Source organism: Bacillus sp. JZ34 (assembly GCF_053903205.1).
In genome coordinates this window covers 3,711,451-3,726,169 of sequence record NZ_CP096403.1, presented here as the reverse complement: position 1 = coordinate 3,726,169, position 14,719 = coordinate 3,711,451, and the positions used below count along the sequence as shown (strand labels likewise).

17 protein-coding genes are annotated in these 14,719 nt (G+C 45.3%); 9 read left to right on the top strand and 8 right to left on the bottom strand.

Annotated elements, in window-relative coordinates:
* The first annotated feature begins 2 nt into the window (after positions 1-2).
* On the top strand, positions 3-779 hold the full coding sequence (gene tatC, locus M1D90_RS18950) for a twin-arginine translocase subunit TatC (protein ID WP_095293002.1): 777 nt from the start codon (positions 3-5) through the stop codon (positions 777-779).
* Between the two features lie 44 nt (positions 780-823).
* On the opposite strand, the gene M1D90_RS18945 is transcribed toward tatC, so the two are convergent.
* On the bottom strand, positions 824-1,015 hold the full coding sequence (locus M1D90_RS18945) for a YdiK family protein (protein ID WP_023855536.1): 192 nt from the start codon (positions 1,013-1,015) through the stop codon (positions 824-826).
* The gene (locus M1D90_RS18940) at positions 1,015-1,749 is read right to left on the bottom strand and encodes a CPBP family intramembrane glutamic endopeptidase (protein ID WP_128823503.1); all 735 of its coding nucleotides are present in this window, start codon (positions 1,747-1,749) and stop codon (positions 1,015-1,017) included. The genes M1D90_RS18945 and M1D90_RS18940 overlap by 1 nt, the downstream gene beginning before the upstream one ends.
* A 225-nt stretch (positions 1,750-1,974) precedes the next feature.
* Here M1D90_RS18940 and groES point away from each other — a divergent pair, with 225 nt between their 5' ends.
* The 4 genes from groES (at position 1,975) to M1D90_RS18920 (ending at position 6,208) form a co-directional block, all read left to right on the top strand.
* Positions 1,975-2,259: a co-chaperone GroES gene (groES, locus tag M1D90_RS18935; protein WP_003179248.1), complete on the top strand. Its 285-nt coding sequence runs from the start codon at positions 1,975-1,977 to the stop codon at positions 2,257-2,259.
* A gap of 44 nt (positions 2,260-2,303) precedes the next feature.
* Positions 2,304-3,938, top strand: coding sequence for a chaperonin GroEL (groL, locus tag M1D90_RS18930; RefSeq protein ID WP_020450334.1), 1,635 nt, complete (start codon positions 2,304-2,306; stop codon positions 3,936-3,938).
* Between the two features lie 786 nt (positions 3,939-4,724).
* The gene (locus tag M1D90_RS18925) at positions 4,725-5,642 is read left to right on the top strand and encodes a VanW family protein (RefSeq protein ID WP_020450369.1); all 918 of its coding nucleotides are present in this window, start codon (positions 4,725-4,727) and stop codon (positions 5,640-5,642) included.
* Positions 5,643-5,758: 116 nt separating this feature from the next.
* A complete protein-coding gene (locus M1D90_RS18920; protein WP_020450370.1) occupies positions 5,759-6,208 on the top strand; it encodes a YfmQ family protein in 450 nt (149 codons plus the stop codon).
* Between the two features lie 25 nt (positions 6,209-6,233).
* Here M1D90_RS18920 and M1D90_RS18915 read toward each other — a convergent pair whose 3' ends face one another.
* Positions 6,234-6,500: a hypothetical protein gene (locus M1D90_RS18915; protein ID WP_145608264.1), complete on the bottom strand. Its 267-nt coding sequence runs from the start codon at positions 6,498-6,500 to the stop codon at positions 6,234-6,236.
* 97 nt (positions 6,501-6,597) lie between these two features.
* On the opposite strand from M1D90_RS18915, the gene M1D90_RS18910 reads away from it, so the two are divergent.
* Positions 6,598-7,059, top strand: coding sequence for a GNAT family N-acetyltransferase (locus M1D90_RS18910; RefSeq protein ID WP_195259048.1), 462 nt, complete (start codon positions 6,598-6,600; stop codon positions 7,057-7,059).
* A gap of 65 nt (positions 7,060-7,124) precedes the next feature.
* Here the strand turns inward: M1D90_RS18910 and M1D90_RS18905 are convergent, their stop codons facing one another.
* Together M1D90_RS18905 and M1D90_RS18900 are read right to left on the bottom strand one after the other, a co-directional pair.
* On the bottom strand, positions 7,125-7,805 hold the full coding sequence (locus tag M1D90_RS18905) for an SOS response-associated peptidase (protein ID WP_080131257.1): 681 nt from the start codon (positions 7,803-7,805) through the stop codon (positions 7,125-7,127).
* 39 nt (positions 7,806-7,844) lie between these two features.
* Positions 7,845-8,075 (bottom strand): hypothetical protein, encoded by a 231-nt coding sequence (locus M1D90_RS18900; protein WP_025811974.1) that lies wholly within the window; start codon positions 8,073-8,075, stop codon positions 7,845-7,847.
* Between the two features lie 160 nt (positions 8,076-8,235).
* Between M1D90_RS18900 and M1D90_RS18895 the strand changes: the two genes are divergently transcribed.
* On the top strand, positions 8,236-8,850 hold the full coding sequence (locus tag M1D90_RS18895) for a TetR/AcrR family transcriptional regulator (protein WP_026578969.1): 615 nt from the start codon (positions 8,236-8,238) through the stop codon (positions 8,848-8,850).
* A 15-nt stretch (positions 8,851-8,865) separates the two neighbouring features.
* Positions 8,866-11,490 carry a phosphoenolpyruvate synthase gene (gene ppsA / locus M1D90_RS18890; RefSeq protein ID WP_456282976.1) on the top strand — a complete coding sequence of 875 codons (2,625 nt, stop codon included), beginning with the start codon at positions 8,866-8,868 and terminating at the stop codon, positions 11,488-11,490.
* 26 nt (positions 11,491-11,516) lie between these two features.
* Here ppsA and M1D90_RS18885 read toward each other — a convergent pair whose 3' ends face one another.
* From M1D90_RS18885 to M1D90_RS18875, 3 genes are all read right to left on the bottom strand, one after another.
* Positions 11,517-11,801: a hypothetical protein gene (locus M1D90_RS18885; RefSeq protein ID WP_020450376.1), complete on the bottom strand. Its 285-nt coding sequence runs from the start codon at positions 11,799-11,801 to the stop codon at positions 11,517-11,519.
* A gap of 65 nt (positions 11,802-11,866) precedes the next feature.
* On the bottom strand, positions 11,867-12,229 hold the full coding sequence (locus M1D90_RS18880; RefSeq protein ID WP_035337100.1) for a DUF488 domain-containing protein: 363 nt from the start codon (positions 12,227-12,229) through the stop codon (positions 11,867-11,869).
* Positions 12,230-12,312: 83 nt separating this feature from the next.
* Positions 12,313-13,077 carry an SDR family oxidoreductase gene (locus M1D90_RS18875; protein WP_035337097.1) on the bottom strand — a complete coding sequence of 255 codons (765 nt, stop codon included), beginning with the start codon at positions 13,075-13,077 and terminating at the stop codon, positions 12,313-12,315.
* A 153-nt stretch (positions 13,078-13,230) separates the two neighbouring features.
* Here M1D90_RS18875 and M1D90_RS18870 point away from each other — a divergent pair, with 153 nt between their 5' ends.
* On the top strand, positions 13,231-14,706 hold the full coding sequence (locus M1D90_RS18870) for a carboxylesterase/lipase family protein (protein WP_456282975.1): 1,476 nt from the start codon (positions 13,231-13,233) through the stop codon (positions 14,704-14,706).
* Positions 14,707-14,719 lie beyond the last annotated feature (13 nt).

Sequence of the window (14,719 nt, the reverse complement as noted above, 5' to 3'; positions counted from 1 at the left end):
GGATGACATTTATGAAGGAAAGAGAAATGTCGCTGATAGAACATATCACAGAACTACGCAGACGGCTTGTGATCACTTTTTTCTTTTTTGTTTTATTTGTTGTGGCAGGCTTTTTATTGGCAAAGCCGCTGATTATCTATCTGCAGCAGACGGATGAAGCGAAGCTGCTGACGCTCAACGCGTTCAAGCTGACCGATCCTTTATTTGTGTACGTGCAGTTCGCTTTCATCATCGGCGCCGTCTTGACTTCGCCGCTTGTTTTATACCAGCTGTGGGCTTTCATTAGCCCGGGGCTGTATGAAAAAGAACGAAAAGTGACGCTCAGCTATATTCCGATATCGATTATTCTTTTTTTAGGCGGCATTGCCTTTTCTTACTTTATTTTATTTCCGTTTGTCGTGGACTTTATGACGAGAGTCTCAGATGATCTGAATGTCAACCAGGTCATCGGAATACACGAATATTTTCAGTTTCTGCTTCAGTTGACGCTTCCTTTTGGCTTATTGTTTCAGATGCCTGTGGTCATCATGTTTATCACAAGGCTCGGCCTCGTGACGCCGATGTTTTTGGCGAAAATCAGAAAATACGCATATTTTGTGTTGTTCGTCATCGCGGCGCTCATTACACCGCCTGAGCTTTTGTCGCATTTAATGGTCTCAGTGCCATTGCTCATTCTTTATGAAATCAGTATCGTGATTTCAAGAATATCCTACAGGCAGGCGCAAAAAACAATGATTCAAGAGGAAAATCAAGCGTTTTTGAACGACCATACAAAATAAGAGCCATTCTTTTTCAGAATGGCTCTTTTCCTTCACAAAAAAGGCTATTGATCTTTTCGTTTCATCTTGCCGGCCAGGGCGAACATTTTAAAGGAAATGCTGATATTATAGGCTGCGAAAAGCATCAGCAGGATCGTGTAAAAAGACCACATGCTTCCGGGCGAGGTTGCCGCCAGATATGTAAACAGCACACCCGTTAATAAATAAATCGCTCCCCAGAATTTAGGGCTTCTCATCATAGAAATCCTCCAATAATCATTTGCATTTTCTCGGCGTGTTTCAAATATTCTTCAATAGGCTCCCGGAATGTCTGCAGTAAGACGACGAGCGTATTCATGGCGACATGGGCGAAAATAGGCACGATAATCCGGTTGGTTCTGACATATAAAAAGGAGAATGTGAATCCCATTGCTGTATAAATGAGCAGATGGCTGAAATCCAAATGGACGACCGAGAAGAGCACCGAACTGAACAAAGCGGCAATGAAAAAATTCGTTTTCTCATAGATTGCACCGAAAATGATCTTTCTGAAAATGATTTCTTCAAGAATCGGACCAAATACAGAAGAGACAAACACCATCAGCGGCAATGCGGTGATGATTTCCATGATCCGCTGCGTATTTTCCGATTCCGGGTTGACCCCGAACAAGTACATTTCGATCGAAGCGGCAATTGACTGCGAAAACAAAGCGAGAAAAACGCCGGCTACCGCCCATCCGATTGACGCTCCAACCGATGCTTTCGGGCGGTTGCGAAGCGTCGTCTTCGGCACCGTCCGCAAAATCAGCAGCACGATAACGAGACAGAGGGTAAACGCGATGACAGACCAGACGCCTGTCAATGTAAGCTGGGCTTCAGCCTTTGGCTGTCCTTTGCCCACTCCCAAAAAGTAAAGAAGAGGCAAGCCGACAGCGGCCGACAATTGCATGAGAACGTATGCCAATATAATAAACCAGTATTGTTTTCTCAAGCTTTATGTACTCCTTTTCTAAAAATCTAATTCAGACTATGTTTATTGTAACACACTCTTTTTAAATTATAGGATGATAAGGACATGCGGAGAAATGTAAGCGCAAAAAAATTTGACCTTATCACTTGAAATTGCCTGGGAGATTCTTTATTATAAGAATTGTGTTAGCACTCACCGAGTGCGAGTGCTAAAATTACATATGAAAATATTGAGGAGGTTGTTTCATTGTTAAAGCCATTAGGTGATCGCGTTGTCATTGAGCTCGTTGAGTCTGAAGAAAAAACTGCCAGCGGAATCGTACTTCCTGACTCCGCAAAAGAAAAACCACAAGAGGGTAAAGTGGTTGCAGCCGGTTCAGGCCGTGTGTTAGAGAGCGGAGAGCGCGTTGCATTAGAAGTGAAAACAGGCGACCGCATCATCTTCTCAAAATATGCAGGTACCGAAGTGAAATATGAAGGTACTGACTACTTAATCTTGCGTGAAAGCGACATTTTAGCTGTTATCGGCTAAGTCATAAATAAAAACGAGACAATTATATAGGAGGTTCGAATAACATGGCAAAAGATATTAAGTTTAGCGAAGAAGCCCGCCGTTCAATGCTGCGCGGTGTAGATGCATTGGCGGATGCTGTAAAGGTAACTTTGGGACCTAAAGGACGCAACGTCGTTCTTGAGAAAAAATTCGGTTCTCCATTAATCACAAACGACGGTGTTACCATCGCGAAAGAAATCGAGCTTGAAGACGCGTTCGAAAACATGGGCGCAAAGCTTGTTGCTGAAGTTGCGAGCAAAACAAACGATGTTGCCGGTGACGGTACAACAACAGCGACAGTTCTAGCTCAAGCGATGATTCGCGAAGGTCTTAAAAACGTAACTGCCGGCGCTAACCCTGTAGGCGTGCGCAAAGGTATCGAGCAGGCTGTGGCTGTAGCGGTTGAAAGCCTGAAAGAAATCTCCAAACCAATCGAAGGCAAAGAATCAATCGCACAAGTTGCTTCAATCTCCGCTGCTGACGAAGAAGTCGGAAGCCTGATCGCTGAAGCGATGGAGCGCGTCGGCAACGACGGTGTCATCACGATCGAAGAATCAAAAGGATTCACAACAGAGCTTGAAGTGGTTGAAGGTATGCAGTTTGACCGCGGATATGCGTCTCCTTACATGGTGACAGATTCCGATAAGATGGAAGCGGTTCTTGAGAACCCGTACATCTTAGTAACAGACAAAAAAATCACAAACATTCAAGAAATCCTGCCGGTGCTTGAGCAAGTTGTTCAGCAAGGCAAACCGTTGCTTCTGATTGCTGAAGACGTTGAAGGTGAAGCTCTTGCAACATTGGTTGTCAACAAGCTTCGCGGAACATTCAACGCAGTGGCTGTTAAAGCGCCTGGATTCGGAGACCGCCGCAAAGCGATGCTCGAAGACATCTCGATCCTGACAGGTGCCGAAGTGATCACAGAAGATTTAGGTCTTGACCTTAAATCAACTCAAATCAACCAATTGGGACGCGCTTCTAAAGTTGTTGTGACAAAAGAAAACACAACAATCGTTGAAGGTGCGGGAGATACAGAGCAAATCGCGGCACGCGTCAACCAAATCCGCGCTCAAGTTGAAGAAACAACTTCTGAGTTCGATAAAGAAAAATTACAAGAGCGCCTAGCTAAGCTTGCAGGCGGCGTAGCTGTCATCAAAGTCGGCGCTGCGACTGAAACAGAATTGAAAGAACGCAAGCTTCGCATCGAAGACGCCCTGAACTCTACTCGCGCTGCGGTAGAAGAAGGAATCGTATCAGGCGGTGGTACAGCTCTTGTCAATGTTTACAATAAAGTAGCTGCCCTTGAAGCTGAAGGCGACGAACTGACTGGTATCAACATCGTTCTTCGCGCTCTTGAAGAACCAATCCGTCAAATCGCGCACAATGCGGGTCTTGAAGGATCTGTCATCGTTGAGCGCCTGAAAGGCGAAGCTATTGGTGTAGGCTACAACGCTGCAACAGGCGAATGGGTGAACATGATCGACAAAGGTATCGTTGACCCTACAAAAGTAACACGCTCAGCTCTGCAAAACGCAGCATCTGTAGCGGCTATGTTCCTGACAACTGAAGCAGTTGTTGCCGACAAGCCTGAAGAAAACAAAGGCGGCGCAGGAATGCCTGACATGGGCGGCATGGGCGGTATGGGTGGAATGATGTAAGCCCAGCGTCCAAAACGCTGATATATCAAGGAAAAGAGGCTCTTTTGAGAGCCTCTTTTTATTTTAACTTGCGATGACATATAATTACTACTTTAATCCATTGTGGTATAATTGGAACCTGGATTTTTAACAGAAAGGTTAAACAATTATGTCGCACAACAAACTAATGTTTTTGCTTTTATCATTTTCATCTATTATACATCTGCTCGGTACAATTTCTGACCCTGCGTCCAGCTGGAAGTCCTGGTTGGTGAACATTGCTTTCATTTTATTGGCCCTTCTCTTTTTAAATCTCACTTTAAAAGAAAAGAAAGAAAATCAACAGAACAAGTAACGGTACGCTCTTCTCAAAGAGAAGGGCATATATTTTATAAAGAATGAGCAGTCGGCCAGTGCCTCAGAAGTCATTGTTCTTTTCGGGGGGTTTTAAAAAAATGGTCAAAAAAATTGTAAATCGATTGAATTCATTTTCCCTGCTGGGGACAATCTTTTTTATCGGCAGTTATTTGACGTACAAATTTAATGGCATAGAGCTAGTTGGGTTCCTGTACTCAGGCATCACTTTTTTGATAATCCTGATAGCCACCACCATAATGTTAGTCAGGCTAAAAAGAAAAGGAACCAATGAAAATAAACAGGCTTAATGCATGCTTTATACTATTTTTAACTTCCCTCCATTAGTGTAACCTTTCTCATCCATAATATAGATGATCATTAAAGCATCACACGTCCAGTACATCAAATATCATCTCCTGTTCATACTAATAGCGGGAGGTACATCGACTTATGCTGAAAATTTGGATGACTGGACTTTTATTATTAGCGCAGCCTGCGGGACATTCTGACAGCTTAACGATCACCCAGCAAGGGAAGAAAGTGGCCGTTGTGAACCGTGAAGATTTTACAATGCCGCTTCCCGGGACACCGTTGATTGATGATAAAAAATACGCCGAGTTCGTTGACAGGCTTGAGCGGAAAGTACACAAGGATCCCGTCAACGCCGTGATCAATGATCAGGGAAGGATCGTTCCCGGCAAGGTTGGCTACAGCCTTTCCAGGAAGGGGGTTAGAGAGCAGTTTTATGCGTATTTTTATGGGGATGGTCCGTCCACGATAGAAGTGCCTGAATTGAACATTTACCCGAAAGTGGACAGCGAACTGCTTTCCCATATCCGGACACAGCGGATCGGTCAGTATGTGACGTATTTTAATTCCGGGAATAAAAGCAGGACGCACAACATTTCACTCGCGGCAAAAGCGATCGACAATCATGTTGTGTTTCCTAATGAGACGTTTTCATTTAACAAAGTTGTCGGTATGAGGACGCCGGACAAGGGGTATATGAAGGCTCCGGTGATCGTGAGAGGCGAATTGTCTGAAGGGGTTGGCGGAGGCATTTGCCAGGTTTCGTCAACATTGTTTAATGCGGTTGACCGGGCAGGACTGGAAATCGTCCAGCGCTATTCCCACAGCCGGCGTGTCCCTTATGTTCCGCCGGGGCGCGACGCGACGGTCAGCTGGGGCGGGCCTGATTTGCGCTTTCAAAATAAATATAACCAACCGGTCTTGATCAGGGCGAAACGGCATGGAGGAACGATGATTGTTACACTTTATTCCTCTGATGTGGTCAATCATCAGCTGCGGAAAGTTCCGAAGGCTCCTTCTGAAATCCCAAAAGAAGAGCATCAGGGCGGGGATCACTGAAGGCGAATGTTCATCTGGGCTGCACTTGTTCACACAATGTACAATAAAATCCTTTAGTCTGTATGATAGGATGAATCAAGGACATCTTTAAATTTCAGACAAGAGGAGATGATCGAGTGACATGGCTTTTTGTAACCTTTTTGGTTATCTTCAGTCTTTTTAAAATATTGGTCACTTGCCTTCCGAGCGGTGTCGTAGAGTGGCTGACCGGCAAATTTCAAGTTCATGTTAAGCTTGAGGAAGCGAATGTTACAGTGACGTTCGGAGGAGAGCGTTTAGAGGGATCTGACAAGAGTCAATTTATTCAAAACTTTAATGAGGCCGTATTTATGGAGCGGTATTACATCTACCCGGGAGACGAGCCGCTTTTTGTAAATCCGAAAAACGCTGGGACACCGTTTGTTATCGAAACAAAAAGAGGGAAAAACGCTGTGAAGCTGTTGGTTTACAGATACGATGATCATATAGACGTCGTTAAACAATATAAGAAAAAGACGGCCGCTTATTGTCTGCGTTCTGACGGTCTGCAAAAATGCAGGGGGCTCAAAACGGCGGATTTGGTTTAAAAAGCAGGGAAAACCTGCTTTTTTATTATGATATGAAATAAAGCCTGACAGCGCTGTAACCGATCAAAAATAAACAAGCAGCGATCGTAAAGATAAATTCTCCTTTTTTATTCTTCTTCAAAAGAACGAATGAACGCACACCGATGTTCAGTCCAAACAGGATGAATCCTACATTCAAATAAACGGGATTGAACCCGGATGGAATGATGAGAAGAAATATCCCGGCAAGCGTGATATAATGGAATGCTTTGACAAGCGGCGGTTCTTTTTCCCGCGCTGTACGGCTGTCCATTTCACCATCACCTTTCTTTAGCAGTAAAATCCTTGTATTGCATATTATTCTAATTTAAAATGTGGTTGATGAAAAGTCTTGCACAGGGAGAAACGCCATGACCATACATATTCAACAGCTTGATGCCCCTCTGAAGCCTGAGTTTGTTGCTAAACTGATTAATTTGTGGAATGATAATGCATTGGAAACGGCTGATTGCACATTGGATGATCAAGATAGAGAAATGATACAGCAGCAGTTGAAACAATATGTTCAGTCCGCATACGGAGCGGTTTTTGCCGTCGTGAATGAAAAGCAAGAAGCGGTCGGATACGGGCTGGCCTCTATTAAGAAAGATTTGGTCAGCGATTGTCTGAGCGGGCACATCGATGAAGTGTACATAGCCCCGGTCTATCGAAGAAACAAGCTGGGAAAGCTTGTTGCAGATCGTATGATGGATTGGTTTGAAAGGCATCAAGTGTCTCACGTTCAAGTATCGGTTGATATCGATAATCAATCGGCGCTGCGTTTTTGGGAAGGCATCGGCTTCAGCAGTGAATTTTATCTTCTGAAACATTAGTTTTTTGAATCAAGTGGGCGCGGCTCCTCTCGTCATGACCGGCCGCCTCGCCCAAAAGCCCCTTTTTATTGCAAAGGGGCTTTTTTGATGAGCTCAGGAGAATTATGATGCGGTGAATTGACGAGAGGCGCGACTTCATACGCTTCCATCTCTTTTGACCCATATGGTTTTAAAAGGCTTTCTAAGTATGCAAGGTCTTGATTTTTCGGATTCAGCCATTCTTTTTCAGCTTGACGATCAAGAATGACGGGCATGCGATCATGAATATCTTTCATTAAATCGTTGGGCATTGTCGTAATGATTGTGCATGTATAGACGGGCTTGCCGCCGGCAGGCTGCCACTTCTCCCAAAGCCCCGCAAACGAAAACAGTCCATTTGTTTTGAGCTTGATCCTCATCGGCCGCTTTGTCTTTGCATCGGTCCGCTTCCACTCATAAAAACTGTCTGCCGGAATGAGACACCTTTGTCTGATCAGCGGCTTTCGAAAGCTCGGCTTCTCAGCCAAAGTCTCAGCGCGCGCATTGATCATTTTATAACCGATTTTCTCATCCTTTGACCACGGCGGAATCAATCCCCACCGCAGCCGCCCTAACCGGTTATGGGAACCGTCGCTGATGACGGCGAGAATGCGCTGGGAAGGCGCGATGTTATAACTTGGGCTGTAATCTTCAATCGTCATTTGATCAATCTCGAAACGATCAATAATCTCATCAAATTCAGAAAAGAGCGTAAACCTGCCGCACATCTTAGTCACCCTTGTTTGTTTATTGGAAGTTTGAGGCTTTTATATATAAATGGCCAACAAGGCCGCTGAAACAGCCATGACAAAGCAGTCATCGCCCGTCATGGCCACGCCGTTTTTGATGAATACGCTGCAGGTCCAGTTGAGCGCCGATCCTTCCGCGGTCCGGTCAATCAGCTTTTTACCCGCTGTGTAAACACATGCTTTAAATAAAGAAAACGAAATGGAACATAAAATAAAGAGCAAAATAAACTTTACCATCAACACCAGCATTGCCTTTTCACCCCGGCATATTTTGTAAGCTCCACCTTCATTTTACCAATAAATTCATATGTTAAAACCCTATTCTTGTTTTATTTTATTGACCGACTGGTCAGCAAGCGCTACAATTTATACTAACCGATTGGTCAATAACGAAAAGGAATGATGATCAATGCCTTTACAGCTTTATGAAAAAGAACAAATACTCGATGCCTGTTTGGAGGTTTTTGCCCGGCACGGCTATGCAAAGACTTCGACCGGAATGCTGGCGGAAGCGGCCGGTATTTCAAAGGCGCTGATTTTTCATCACTTTAAAAGCAAAAAAATTCTGTACTTAACTGTGCTCGATTATTGTATTGAAAAGGTAAAGTCGCGCCTTTCCCTTGATGACCTGTCGTCTTATCATGATTTTTTTGAAGCGAAAGAAAAAATAAGTTTGGCTAAGCTTGAGTTTTTCGCGGATTATCCAAACGTATATAAGCTCACGAAAGAAGCCTTTTTTTCACCGCCTTCCGAATTAAAAGAAGAAATCGCCGCAAAGTATGGGGAGCAATTTGCCGTTAGAAATCGTATTCTAAAACAGCTTTTTGCGAAAGTTCCGTTGAGGAAAGGAGTCGATCGTGAAGAGGCGTTCGAACTCATCATGGTCATGATGGGGCATTTTGAACAAAAGTTTCTAGCGAAAGTAACGGCTGAGAACGATTATGATCCAGCCTGGAGCAGACGTCTTCTTGAAGAACGAAAACGGTTTTTGGATATGATTCGTTTCGGTATTGAAGGCGAATAAAAAGGGGGATTTCTGATGGGACGCTATGTATTGGGCTTTCATGAGGTCGATCGAGCCGATTTGCCGCTTGTCGGCGGGAAAGGGATGAACTTGGGCGAGTTGTCGAAAATGGGCGGCATTCAAGTGCCTCACGGCTTTTGTGTAACCACAAAGGCATATGAAAGGATGATTGGCGAAAACGGCAGAGTCAGTGAACTGATTGATCAGCTGTCACTTTTGAAAGTGATCGATCGAGAGCAGATTAACGAACTCGCCCTCCAGATCCGCAATGGTATTGAAAGGGCCGAAATCGCCGAAGAGATCAAAGAAGCGGTTAAAAGCGCTCACTCAAATGCTGGCGGCGGTGCATATGCCGTCCGATCAAGCGCTACAGCGGAAGATTTGCCTCATGCCTCTTTCGCCGGGCAGCAAGATACGTATTTAAATATAAAAGGAATAGAGGCGATCTTGAAGCATATCAGCAAATGCTGGGCTTCATTGTTTACAGAGCGGGCCGTGATCTACCGGGTTCAAAACGGTTTTGACCACCGTAAAGTTCAATTATCGGTCGTCATCCAGCAGATGGTGTTTTCGGAGGCGTCCGGCATTTTGTTTACGGCAGATCCCGTTACATCCAACCGGAAGGTCACCTCGATTGATGCGAGCTTTGCTTTGGGGGAGGCGCTTGTATCTGGTATGGTTTCGGCAGACAACTACAAGGTTCGCGAAGGAGAGATCGTTCAAAAAACGATTTCCGAGAAAAAGTCGGCAGTCTATTCTTTGGAAAGCGGCGGCACTGAGGCGCGCGAAGTCGAAGCGGAACGCCGGAAAAAGCAAACATTAACAGATGAACAGATCATACAGCTTGAAGCACTGGGAAGGAGAATCGAAGCTCATTTCGGTTTTCCGCAGGATATTGAATGGTGTCTGGCTGATGGCGAATTTTTCTTTGTCCAGAGCAGGCCTGTAACGACATTGTTTCCTCTCCCGAAACAGAGCGATGACAAGCTGCGCGTCTATATGTCTGTCGGGCATCAGCAAATGATGACAGAGCCGATCAATCCGCTTGGGATATCGTTTTTCGGGTTGATCTCGGGTTATGAGCTGACCTGTGCCGGCGGAAGGCTTTTTATTGATTTATCACACGATTTGGCATCTTTTGCTGGTCGGAAAGTCGTCCTCAGCACGGCGGGGAAAAATGATCCTTTCATGCATAGCGCTCTTGTGAATTTTTTGAAAAGAAAGGAGCTTGTCAAAACCCTGCCTAAAGGGAAGCGGATGTTTAGATTAGGGGCTGAGGGGCTGTCATGGTCGCTGCCTGGTCATGCGCTGAAGATTTACCGGAAAAACGACACAGGTGTAGTCAAACGGCTCATGTCCAAAGCGGAAGCATCCATTCATGAGGCTGAACAGCGATTGAAAAATGCATCGGGTGAAACGTTATTTGCACAGATAGAAGAGGATCAAAAAAACTTGAAAAAAGTTCTCTATGATTCAGAGAGCATGGCTGTGATTATGGTTGGTTTATATGCGGTATACTGGCTCAATCGAAAAATGGAGAAATGGCTTGGCGAAAAAAATGTCGCCGATACCCTTTCTCAATCGGTATTGCACAATGTCACATCTGAAATGGGATTGGCGCTTTTGGATGTTTCCGATGCTGCCAGAGGATACCCCGAGGTTCAGAAATATCTAGCGCATGCCAATGATGAAACCTTTTTCGAAGATCTCAAACAGCTTGACGGCGGTCCCGCTTTTATCAGCGCATTGCGGGCATTCCTTGAGAAATACGGCATGCGCTGCACCGGTGAGATCGATATGACCAAGACGCGCTGGAGCGAACGCCCTTCCATTCTTGCTCCAGTGATTTTGAGCAACATCAAAAACTTTGAACCTGGTGCGCGAACGGTCAAGTTTGAACAGGGGCGATTGGAAGCGGAGCAAAAGGAGAGGGATCTGTTAAGCCGTCTGCAACAACTAAAGGGAGGCAGACAAAAGGCAAAAAAGACAAAGAAGATGATCAGCGTTTTGCGGAATTTTATCGGTTATCGGGAATATCCCAAATATGCTCTGATCAAACGCTATTTTATATATAAGGAAGCGTTGATGAAAGAAGCCGCCGTTTTGCAGCGAAAGAAGCTGATTCAAGCGAAGGAGGATATTTATTATCTGTCTTTTGATGAATTGAGAGAGGCCGTTTGCGCTAATCGTCTCGATGTGAAGAAGATCGAGGAAAGAAAAGCAGAATATCAGCATTATGAAAAATTAACGCCTCCGCGAATGATGACTTCAGAAGGCGAGGTCATCACGGGAGAAGTTCTGGGAGACCACATTCCGGCGGGAGCATTGGCGGGCGTTCCTGTTTCATCGGGAGTCGTCGAAGGTAGGGCAAGAGTGATTCTGAAATTGGAAGAAGCCGATATCGAAGAGGGGGATATCCTTGTTACGCCTTTTACAGATCCGAGCTGGACACCGCTGTTTGTCTCAATCAAAGGTTTGGTGACGGAAGTGGGCGGCCTCATGACACATGGCGCCGTCATTGCGCGGGAATACGGGCTTCCGGCGGTGGTGGGGGTTGAGCATGCGACGAAAGAAATTAAAGACGGACAGAAGATCAGGATTAACGGATCGGAAGGCTATGTTGAAATACTCGAATCATAAAAGTGAGCGCAGCTTCAAGCTGCGCTTTACTGTTTATAAAGGTCGGCGGACAACATCCAATCCATCAAATGCTGATACGGATAATAGGTTGTGCCATTTAATTCAATTTTAGGTATGTCAGGATATTTACTCAGCATTTCTTTCGTTTCTACTTTACTTAAACCTAAATAATAATGTAAATCGCCTTCTTTAACTAAATAGGGATAGCCTGAATAACTCCCTTTTGGGTTTTTAAAGTTTTTCAAGCCGTCACCGATAAAATAGCCTAAAGCCGCTAAACCAAGCCCGATCCAAAACAGGTTCATTTCCATGTTTACCATCCTTTTCGCATATTGCTTTATCTGTCATACGAAAAGCGTTGAAAAAAGTTTCAAGGTCAAAGGCTTTGCCGGTTCAGCATCTCATAAAGAACGACGGCATGGTTATGGCGCTCATCCTTTGCACCGTAAAGCAGAATAACGGTTTCGTCCGCAGCCATTTCTTTTAATTCCTTGAAGCTTCTCTGTTTTTCAGGCTGTTGTTTGATTTCATTTTGATAGGCTTCTTTAAACGATTCGAATTTTTTCGGGTCATGACCGAACCATTTTCTTAAATCAGGACTTGGAGCGATTTCTTTCATCCAGCAGTCAAGGTTCGCTTTTTCTTTTGAAATGCCGCGCGGCCACACACGGTCGATTAAAATGCGGCGTCCTTCTGCTTGCTGGTTTTCCTGATAAATGCGCTGGAGAATAAACGGCATTTGGATCACTCCTTCTCATTTTATGATAAAACGGCCGTCTGGAAGGAACAACCTCTATTGAAATGACAATGCCAACATTCCTTTTATTCGATGGAATGTTTTAAAGAACTGTACATTTGGCTGACGCTTTCATCGATTTCATCTCTTGACATCCGCAAGGCTTTTTCCGATCTGGCATAGCCGATTTCTAATCGGCCTTCTTCCAGCCCTTTAAAAATCTCATCGGCAAATTCATCCAAAGGAGCTCCGGAATCATGCAGTCCGACACCGCCCAGATCTGTATTGACCGCGGGAGGAGCGACCTCTATGACCTCAACGCCGGCCTCGGAAAGCTGATGTCTTAAACTCATCGTAAAAGAATGGAGAGCGGCTTTTGTCGATGAGTAGATCGGTGCGATCGCCATCGGTGTAAACGCCAGGCCTGATGTCACATTGATGATCGCTGTTTTCCCCGGTTTTTTGGCAAAGTATTGGCTAAAGAGCATGGCCAGGTGGATCGGTGCCTCCATGTTGACGGTGATTTCTTTTTTGTAGTCAGCCCAATTGTCTATGACATCTGCTTTTAAAATGTGGTAGCGCTGCTGTATACCCGCATTATTCACAAGTACGTTTACGCCAGGGTGACGTTCTTTGACCCATTCAAATAATGCCAGTCGTTCCGTTTCATCGGTTACATCGCATATACGCGTGATCAGCTCCGGATATTTTTCCTTTGCTTCTTTCAACTTGCTTTCCCTTCTCCCGCAGACGATGACCGTATTTCCCGATTTCATAAATCGTTCGGCAAAAGCAAAGCCGATTCCTGATGCGCCGCCTGTGATCAGTACTGTGTGTCCCGACAGTTTCATTGAAATCCCTCTTTTCCGTCAAATTTTCAAACAATAAGTTGAACATCTCTTCTGATCCTATACTAGACCCTTCATTTTCCAAAATGCAAGTATTCCGATTAGACGGTATCGTCCGATTCCATTATCATTGAAAAGTGAAAGGGGTGGAATAAAATGTATGAAACGACTGTCCAAACGTGCTTTGGAAAGCTGAAAGGCAGAACGGAAAACGGTGTCCGTATCTTTAAAGGCGTACCTTTCGCAAAACCTCCCGTCGGCAAGTTAAGGTTTCGGGAACCGCAGCGAATTGAAGCCTGGGAAGGTGAGCGGGAGGCTTTTCAATTTGGTCCGGTTTGTCCGCAGCCTGACAGGGGGTTGCCTGGTGAGTCAACGGGGGTTGAAAAGTCTGAGGATTGCCTTTATTTAAATGTGTACGCACCTGAAGAGGCGGATGGGGATCTGCCTGTTATGGTGTGGATTCATGGGGGCGCTTTTTATCTCGGAGCCGGCAGTGAACCGTTCTATGACGGGACTCAGCTCGCAAAGCAGGGAAAGGTGATCGTGGTCACCATCAATTATCGCCTCGGTCCGTTCGGTTTTTTGCATCTTTCTGCAATTGAAGATTCCTACACAAGCAACCTTGGCCTCTTGGATCAAATCGCGGCCCTTGAGTGGGTGAAAGAAAATATCGCTTTCTTTGGCGGAGACCGTCATCATATTACGGTATTTGGAGAATCGGCGGGATCGATGAGCATCGCTTCGCTCTTGGCGATGCCGAAAGCAAAGGGGCTTTTTCAACAGGCCATTATGGAAAGCGGGGCGTCCGCAACAATGTCTGAAAAGCTTGCGAAAGCCGCAACAGAAAGATTCTTAACGATTCTCGATATTGATCAACATCATCTGGAGCGCCTTTGCGATGTATCTGATCAAGAACTTCTTCAAGCCGCCGATCAGCTGCGTACTTTAATGGGAGAAAATATTTTTGAATTGATCTTTCAGCCGGCACTTGACGAAAAAACCCTCCCGCTGAAGCCGGAGGCCGCCGTCGCGAAGGGTGCGGCAAAAGGAATCGGTCTATTAATCGGAACAAACCGCGATGAAGGCGCTTTGTTTTTTGCCTCTGCTTCGGAACTTTTGCCTGAGAGGAAGATTAATGAGATTTTAGAAGAATACATGGGAAAAGAGGCCGCTGAAGCCGCCGCGCCTCTGTATCCGAGATCATTGAAAGGCCATGTTGATATGATGACAGATCTAGTCTTTTGGCATCCGTCCGTTGTGTTCGCTTCGGCTCAATCACAACATGCATCTGTCTTTATGTACCGGTTTGACTGGCATGCCGATTCGGAGCATCCGCCGTTCAACAAAGCGGTGCACGGCTTAGAGATTCCGTTTGTATTTGGCAATATGGACAGTTTGGAACAGCTGACAGGTACGAAGGCTGGGGAGGAAGCGCATCTGCTTGCTAAACAGATCCAGGCTGCCTGGGTGTCTTTTGCCCGCTCCGGAAATCCGAGCACCGATGATGTCAGCTGGCCTGATTATGATGAAGATTCACGGAAAACGCTGATTTTTGATCAAGAGATCGCGATTGAAAACGACCCGTATTCAGAGAAGAGGAAGCTGTTGACAGCCTCAAACCTGCAGGTTTAGAACAAGCGGCTGA

Excerpts from the sequence above, each read along its gene's own strand:
- M1D90_RS18915 (WP_145608264.1), bottom strand. The coding sequence starts at position 6,500 with ATGGACAGCCGTACAGCGCGGGAAAAAGAACCGCCGCTTGTCAAAGCA.
- tatC (WP_095293002.1), top strand. The coding sequence starts at position 3 with ATGACATTTATGAAGGAAAGAGAAATGTCGCTGATAGAACATATCACA.
- M1D90_RS18945 (WP_023855536.1), bottom strand. The coding sequence starts at position 1,015 with ATGAGAAGCCCTAAATTCTGGGGAGCGATTTATTTATTAACGGGTGTG.
- M1D90_RS18895 (WP_026578969.1), top strand. The coding sequence starts at position 8,236 with ATGCCTTTACAGCTTTATGAAAAAGAACAAATACTCGATGCCTGTTTG.
- M1D90_RS18905 (WP_080131257.1), bottom strand. The coding sequence starts at position 7,805 with ATGTGCGGCAGGTTTACGCTCTTTTCTGAATTTGATGAGATTATTGAT.
- M1D90_RS18880 (WP_035337100.1), bottom strand. The coding sequence starts at position 12,229 with ATGCCGTTTATTCTCCAGCGCATTTATCAGGAAAACCAGCAAGCAGAA.
- ppsA (WP_456282976.1), top strand. The coding sequence starts at position 8,866 with ATGGGACGCTATGTATTGGGCTTTCATGAGGTCGATCGAGCCGATTTG.
- M1D90_RS18910 (WP_195259048.1), top strand. The coding sequence starts at position 6,598 with ATGACCATACATATTCAACAGCTTGATGCCCCTCTGAAGCCTGAGTTT.
- M1D90_RS18925 (WP_020450369.1), top strand. The coding sequence starts at position 4,725 with ATGCTGAAAATTTGGATGACTGGACTTTTATTATTAGCGCAGCCTGCG.
- M1D90_RS18870 (WP_456282975.1), top strand. The coding sequence starts at position 13,231 with ATGTATGAAACGACTGTCCAAACGTGCTTTGGAAAGCTGAAAGGCAGA.
- M1D90_RS18885 (WP_020450376.1), bottom strand. The coding sequence starts at position 11,801 with ATGGAAATGAACCTGTTTTGGATCGGGCTTGGTTTAGCGGCTTTAGGC.
- M1D90_RS18900 (WP_025811974.1), bottom strand. The coding sequence starts at position 8,075 with ATGCTGGTGTTGATGGTAAAGTTTATTTTGCTCTTTATTTTATGTTCC.
- M1D90_RS18875 (WP_035337097.1), bottom strand. The coding sequence starts at position 13,077 with ATGAAACTGTCGGGACACACAGTACTGATCACAGGCGGCGCATCAGGA.
- groL (WP_020450334.1), top strand. The coding sequence starts at position 2,304 with ATGGCAAAAGATATTAAGTTTAGCGAAGAAGCCCGCCGTTCAATGCTG.